Source organism: Achromobacter sp. 413638 (assembly GCF_043119405.1).
In the GTDB taxonomy this organism is placed as follows: Bacteria; Pseudomonadota; Gammaproteobacteria; order Burkholderiales; family Burkholderiaceae_B; genus Achromobacter.
This window is the reverse complement of record NZ_JBICCO010000037.1, coordinates 49,184-55,508: the sequence shown is the minus strand read 5'-3', so window position 1 is coordinate 55,508 and position 6,325 is coordinate 49,184. Positions and strand designations below refer to the sequence as shown.

Here is a 6,325-nt window from a genome sequence, read left to right as displayed (position 1 = left end):
GGGGCGGCGCCGCGCCCGGAAAAAAACCCCCCCCCCCCCCCCCCCCCCCCCCCCCCCCCCCCCCCCCCCCCCCCGGCGGCATCACGCAGCATCGCAACATCCACGCATCCAGAACCGCAGCCCTGAGCGCAGGCCGCCAGGCGGGCCGCGCGTCCCATCGGGGCGCATCCCAGGAGGAAGACAGATGAACCGCGAGCAGCAGCCCCCCATGAACCCATCCCGGCGCCGCGCGCTGGCCGCCATCGGCGCGGCCGGTCTCGGCGCGTCCGGCCTGCTGTCGCCGGGCAGGCAGGCCCTGGCGCAGAAGCCCTGGCCCGAACGACCCATCAACTACATCGTGCCCTTTCCGCCGGGCGGCCTGACGGACGTGGCCGCGCGCCAGGTCGGCAAGGCGCTGGGCGACGCCGAGCGCTGGAACGTGGTGGTGGAAAACAAGCCGGGTGGCGCCGCCAACATCGGCGCGGCCCACGTATCGCACGCCGCGCCCGACGGCCATACCTGGCTGGCGATCACGCTGTCGCACGCGGCCAACGCCACGCTCTTCGCCGGCCGCGCCGGCTACGACCTGATCCGCGACCTGACCCCGCTGGCCGGCCTGGCCTCGTCGCCCATCATGGTGGTGGTCAATGCCAAGAGCAACATCCGCAGCATGGAAGACCTGGCGCGCGCGGCCCGCGCCAAACAGCTGTCGGCGGGTTCCAGCGGCAACGGCACGCCGCCGCACCTGACGCTGGCGCTGTACCAGAAGCTGACCGGCACGACGCTGATGCACGTGCCCTACAAGGGTGGCGCGCCCTCGCTCACCGACCTGATCGGCGGACACCTGGACGTAGTGTTTTCCAACTATCCGGAATCGCTGCCACACGTGAAAGGCGGCGCGCTGCGGGCGCTGGCCATCACCACGCGCGAACGCACGACCGACCTGCCCGAGGTGCCCACCGTGGCGCAGGCCGGCCTGCCGGACCTCATCGTCGAGAACTTCACTGGCGTGCTGGCGCCGGCGGGCACGCCGCCGGCCTTGGTGAACCGAATCGGCGCAGCCATCGTCCGGCAAATGTCACAGCCCGCCTTGCAACAGTCGCTGGCGCAACTGGGCTTCGTGCCGCAGCCGCGCGGGCCGGAGGCCTTCGGCGCCTACCTGAAAGCGGAAGTCGAGCGCTGGGCCCGCATCATCCGCGACGCCAACATCCAGATCGCCTGATCCCGCCGGAGCACCGCCATGCGCATCGTCATATCGGAATTCATGGACGCCCCCGCCGTCGATGCGCTGCGCGCGCGCTTCGACGTGCGCTACGAGCCGGAGCTGGTGGACCGCCGCAACGGACTGCTGCAGGCCATGGCGGAAGCGGACGCGCTCATCGTGCGCAACCGCAGCCAGGTGGACGCCGCCCTGCTCGCCAGCGCGCCCCGGCTGCGGGCGGTGGGCCGGCTGGGCGTGGGCCTGGACAATATCGACCTGACCGCCTGCGCCGCGCGCGGCATCGCCGTGGTGCCGGCGACGGGCGCCAACGCCCGCGCCGTCGCCGAGTATGTGATCGGCACGCTGCTGGTCCTGCTGCGCGGCGCCTATGGCGCCAGCGCGGCGGTGGCCGACGGGCAGTGGCCGCGCTCCGCGCTGTCCGGGGGACTGGAGGCGCATGGCCGCACGCTGGGCGTGGTGGGCTTCGGCGGCATCGGCCGCCTGGTCGCGACGCTGGCGCGCGGCCTGGGCATGCGCGTCGTCGGCCACGACGCGGCGCTGCCGGCCGGCCATCCTTCCTGGGGCGAATGTGGCGTGGAATCGTGCTCGCTGGACGCCCTGCTGGAACGCGCCGACGCGGTCAGCCTGCACCTGCCGCTGACCCCGGGCACGCAGCGCCTGTTCGACGCCGCGCGCATCGGCCGCATGCGCGCGGGCGCGGTGCTGATCAATACCTCGCGCGGCGGCATCCTCGACGAGCCCGCCCTGGCCGAGGCCCTGCGCGCCGGCCGGCTGCGCGGCGCGGCGCTGGACGTGTTCGAGGCCGAGCCGCTGCCGGCCGGCGGCCCGCTGGCCGTCCTGCTGGCCGACATCCGTCAGGGCAGGCTGACCGCCCCGCCCGGCCTGATCCTCACGCCCCATATCGCCGGACTGACGCGCGAAGCCAACGCCCGCGTTTCCGACATGGTGGCGTCCGGTGTGACAATAGCCCTTACCGGCGGCGACCGATGAACGATTCCGGCGCGCCCACTGACGAGAAGGATATGGCTCACATCTATCTGGACGAATTGCAACACCTGGCGGCGGCCGGCCTGGCCGCCGCCGGCGCCAACCCCGCCATGGCCGACAGCACCGCGCGCGCGCTGGTCTTCGCCGAAAGCCAGGGACTCAGCTCGCACGGCCTGTCGCGCGTGCCCTTCTATGCCGGCCACCTGCGCGCCGGCCGGGCCATCGGCTCGGCGGTGCCGCGCATCGTGCGCGAGCGCGGCGGCGCGGCGCTGATCGACGCCGGTTCCGGGCTGGCCTTTCCCGCCTGCGCGCTGGCCGTCGAGCAGGCCGGCCTGCGCGCCCGCGAGCACGGCGTGGCCTTCATCGGCGTCGCCAACAGCCATCACTTCGGCGAGGCCGGCTACCACCTGGAAGCCATGGCCGACCTGGGCCTGGTTGGCCTGGCGCTGAGCAATTCGCCCGCCGCCATGCCCGCCTGGGGCGGCAAGCGGCCACTGTTCGGCACCAATCCCATCGCCGCCGTCTTTCCCCGGCGCGGCGGCGCGCGGCTGGTGATCGACCTGTCGCTGTCGCAGGTGGCGCGCGGCAAGCTGATGATCGCCGCGCGCGACAACCAGCCCATTCCGCTGGGCTGGGCGCTGGACGCCGACGGCAATCCCACCACCGATCCCAAGGCCGGCCTGGCGGGCAGCATGCTGCCCGCCGGCGGCGTCAAGGGCGCCATGCTGGCGCTGATCGTCGAGCTGCTGGCCTGCGCGCTGACGGGCTCGCACTTCGGCTTCGAGACCGAGTCCTTCTTCGTCGACGAAGGCGGCCCGGCGCGGCTGGGCCAGGCCTTCATGGCGATCGACCCCGGCGCCCTGGCCGGCAACGATGCCTACCTGGAACGGGTGGAGACGCTGGTTGACGTCATGCTGGAAGATGAACACGTGCGCCTGCCCGGCGACCGCCGCCGCAAGCTGCGCGACGAGGCGCTCAAGCACGGCGTGGAATTGCCCGAGGCGCTGATGGCGCAGCTGCGCGCCATGGCGGGCGCATCATGATCCGGAATGCGGCGGGTGAAGCCGGCGTAACCCTTTGCGCAATGGATTTCCGCGAGCTCGCTCCACGTCATCCAGGGCCTGCAAGAACCCGTCTGGATCGTCCTCCAGCAACGCAGCCGCCAGGTAATGCGCGCAGGTCTCGTCGTCGACGAGATAGTACGCAGGGTCGAAATTTCGCAGCGTGATCGCAGGCATGCGCCAGAGTATCTGTCAAAGCGCTCAAAGGGCATACCGAAGCACGCTGGATTTCAGACGCTTCCCCGGTCAATGCCCGTGACTGAACCACAGCATCAACGGCGCCAGCAGCAGGAACACCACCGTCGACACCAGCACCGCGCCGGCGGCGGTGTCGCCCAGGTCCGTATAGCGGCGCGCGTACATGTAGCTGACCACGGCGCAGGGCATGGCCATCTGCAGCGTCAGCGCGCCGGCCAGGACGGCCTCCAGGTCCAGCGCCCACACCACGAACAGTCCGACGGCCAGCCCCGTGATCAGGCGAATGGCCGCCACCTTGGCGCCGTCGCGCACGCCGCCTGACGGGATCAGCGCCAGCGCGTGCCCCAGGCTCAGCAGCATCAGCGGCACGGTGACCGCGCCCAGCATGCGCGCGGTCTCGATCAGCCAGTCGGGCACCGGCACGTGCGCCACGCGCATGCCCACCGCCGCCAGCGAGGCCAGCAGGATCGGGCTTTTCCAGCTGCCGCGCGTATTCACGCCGGGCAGCAGCCGCACCGCCACCGTGTGCATGATGAAGGAGTTCACCGCGAAGAACGCCACCGCCACCGACAGGCCCGCGTCGCCGAAAGCCAGCTGCGACATGGGCAGCCCCAGATTCCCGGCGTTGGGCAGGAAGGCGGTGGGCAGCAGCGTGCGCACCGGCAGTTTCAGCACTTTGAGCAGCAGCGCGCCGGCCAGCGCGCACAGCAGCAGCGCCAGCACCGTGGCGGCCGCCACGTCGGCCAGCGCGCGATCGTCCAGCCGCGTGGTGACGAAGGTATGGAACACCAGGGCGGGCGTGGTCACCGACGTGACCAGCGTGGTGATGAAGGAGCCGCCGAACGGCAGGTCGCGCTTGCCCCAGTAGACGCCGATGCCCACGCAGAACAGCAGGGGCAGCATCAGCACGATGGCCGAGAGATAGAACTGGACGATGGCCGGCATGCGACGATTCCGTCAAAGATCAAGTGGGCAATACGTACAGGCGCGAAGGTTTGCGGCTTTCTGGGATGACGGCCGAACATGGTCCGCATCATCCACCCGCCAGCGCCCGCCGGCGCCAGACGCCATGCCGCAATCCCTTCCCGGTTCCGCCGACCGACCCGCCGACGCGCCGGCCGATACTCCTGCCACCCCTGCCCGCGCCGCGCCAGGCTCGCGGCCCGCCGCCCTGCCGCTGTCGCCTCGGCAGGCCCAATGCCTGCGCTGGGCGGCCATCGGCAAGACCAGCTGGGAAACCTCCCGCATCCTCGGCCTGAGCGAAAGCACGGTCAACTTCCACCTGCGCAACGCCTGCGAACGGCTGGGCGTGCGCGGACGGCGCGCCGCCGTGGCCAAGGCCCTGCAGGAAAAACTGCTGGATGCGTTCACGGCGTCTTCTTGAGCACGACCGAATCCAGGAATTCGCGCGCGCGCTCGCGCGGCAGCCCTTTCTCGCTGCCGGCCGCGATGGCCTCGATCAGCATGGTGTCGGTCACCCAGACCCGCGCCAGCATCCAGAAAGGTTGGCCGCCGCTCTGGCCCCGTATCTCGATGTCCTGGCCATAGGGCGGAAACTCCAGCGGCGGCTGCACCTGCAGGTTCAGGTACAGCGACCGCATCGCCGCCACGCCCAGCCCCCGGCTCGCGCCCGGGCTGGCGGCGATCTCCGCCGGCAGCGGCGCCGAGACCACGGCGAACATGCCGTCGCCGACCTTGGCGCTGGCCATGGTGACGGGCATGGTCATGGTGTCGACCCGGGTGTCCCGGGTCTCGGTCTTCACCGTGTCGGGAAAGGCGGCCCGCACATGGCCATCGGCCACGTCCAGCTCGCGCCAGTTGTAACTGGGCGAACAGGCCACGATGGCGGCCAGCGCAACGATCGCGCCGGCTTTCTTGAACGTGAAACGAAACAGCGATGAAATCGTCATTGTCCGCAGGGCCTCACGACCTGTTCAAACCAAGGAAGCCAGAAATTGTCGCCGATTTCGATGACCCCCGCGCCCGACGGCACGCCCCTGGCCAATTATCTCTGGCCGGCCGCCCCCAACGTCCCCCCGCCGATCGACGGCCCGGGCACGCCCAGCATCTACCTGCTGCATGGCCTGAGCGAGCATGCCGGCCGCTATGACCGGCTGGCCCGCTGGCTGACCGCGCGCGGCTGGGTGGTGGGCGCGCACGACCACCGCGGCCATGGCCGTTCCAGCGGGCGGCCCGCCACGCTGGTCCAGGAAGATGACCTGGTGACCGACGCCGTGGACCGGCTGCGGGCCTGGACCCGCGCGCAGGGCCGCCCACCCATTCTGCTGGCCCACAGCCTGGGCGCGCTGGTGGCTGTGCGGATCGCGCTGCGGCGCCTGGTGGAACTGGACGCACTGGTGCTCAGCTCGCCGCCCTTCGTGGTGCACGTGCCGCCCTGGGTGCGACGCACGCTGACCTGGATGTCGCGCCACACGCCCGATCTGCGCGTGCCGCACGGCCTGGCGCCGGCCCGCATCTCGCACGACCGGGCCGTGGTCAAGGCCTACCGCAGCGATCCGCTGGTGCGTCGCAGCATGACGGGCCGGCTGGCGCGCTTCGTCGACGAAGGCGGCGCCGCCTCGCTGCGCGAAGCCCATCTGCTGTCCTGCCGCACCCTGCTGATGGTGGCGGGCGACGATTCCATCGTGGCCGCCGAAGGCAGCCGCCAGTTCGCCCAGCGCGCGCCGGCCGAGCTGCTGACCCTGCGCTGGTACGACACCGCCTGGCACGAGATCTTCAACGAAACCGCCCCGATCGCGGACCCGGTCTACGCCGACCTGGATGAATGGCTGGCGCGCACCGCGCAGGCATTGTCCCTGTCCCCAGTATTGACTCCCTCGGCAGAGGAGGCCAGCACCCCGTAAAATCCGGCGACAGA

At 71.3% G+C, this 6,325-nt stretch carries 8 protein-coding genes; 5 read left to right on the top strand and 3 right to left on the bottom strand.

What is annotated here, in order from left to right:
• Positions 1 to 184: 184 nt before the first annotated feature.
• From ACEU5R_RS16630 to ACEU5R_RS16620, 3 genes are read left to right on the top strand one after another with little or no spacing between them, the layout of a single operon-like run.
• Positions 185 to 1,201 carry a Bug family tripartite tricarboxylate transporter substrate binding protein gene (locus ACEU5R_RS16630; protein ID WP_392410896.1) on the top strand — a complete coding sequence of 339 codons (1,017 nt, stop codon included), beginning with the start codon at positions 185 to 187 and terminating at the stop codon, positions 1,199 to 1,201.
• A gap of 18 nt (positions 1,202 to 1,219) precedes the next feature.
• The gene (locus ACEU5R_RS16625) at positions 1,220 to 2,191 is read left to right on the top strand and encodes a hydroxyacid dehydrogenase (protein WP_392410895.1); all 972 of its coding nucleotides are present in this window, start codon (positions 1,220 to 1,222) and stop codon (positions 2,189 to 2,191) included.
• A gap of 32 nt (positions 2,192 to 2,223) precedes the next feature.
• The gene (locus ACEU5R_RS16620) at positions 2,224 to 3,231 is read left to right on the top strand and encodes an Ldh family oxidoreductase (protein ID WP_392410894.1); all 1,008 of its coding nucleotides are present in this window, start codon (positions 2,224 to 2,226) and stop codon (positions 3,229 to 3,231) included.
• Here ACEU5R_RS16620 and ACEU5R_RS16615 read toward each other — a convergent pair.
• A complete protein-coding gene (locus ACEU5R_RS16615) occupies positions 3,226 to 3,426 on the bottom strand; it encodes a DNA-binding protein (protein WP_392410893.1) in 201 nt (66 codons plus the stop codon). The two genes, ACEU5R_RS16620 and ACEU5R_RS16615, sit on opposite strands and share 6 nt — an antisense overlap.
• A 69-nt stretch (positions 3,427 to 3,495) precedes the next feature.
• The gene (locus ACEU5R_RS16610) at positions 3,496 to 4,392 is read right to left on the bottom strand and encodes an AEC family transporter (protein WP_392410892.1); all 897 of its coding nucleotides are present in this window, start codon (positions 4,390 to 4,392) and stop codon (positions 3,496 to 3,498) included.
• 124 nt (positions 4,393 to 4,516) lie between these two features.
• On the opposite strand from ACEU5R_RS16610, the gene ACEU5R_RS16605 reads away from it, so the two are divergent.
• Positions 4,517 to 4,831 (top strand): helix-turn-helix domain-containing protein, encoded by a 315-nt coding sequence (locus tag ACEU5R_RS16605; RefSeq protein ID WP_103272205.1) that lies wholly within the window; start codon positions 4,517 to 4,519, stop codon positions 4,829 to 4,831.
• On the opposite strand, the gene ACEU5R_RS16600 is transcribed toward ACEU5R_RS16605, so the two are convergent.
• The gene (locus ACEU5R_RS16600; RefSeq protein ID WP_392410891.1) at positions 4,815 to 5,357 is read right to left on the bottom strand and encodes a hypothetical protein; all 543 of its coding nucleotides are present in this window, start codon (positions 5,355 to 5,357) and stop codon (positions 4,815 to 4,817) included. The two genes, ACEU5R_RS16605 and ACEU5R_RS16600, sit on opposite strands and share 17 nt — an antisense overlap.
• A gap of 60 nt (positions 5,358 to 5,417) precedes the next feature.
• Between ACEU5R_RS16600 and ACEU5R_RS16595 the strand changes: the two genes are divergently transcribed.
• A complete protein-coding gene (locus tag ACEU5R_RS16595) occupies positions 5,418 to 6,311 on the top strand; it encodes an alpha/beta hydrolase (RefSeq protein ID WP_392410890.1) in 894 nt (297 codons plus the stop codon).
• Positions 6,312 to 6,325: the final 14 nt, after the last annotated feature.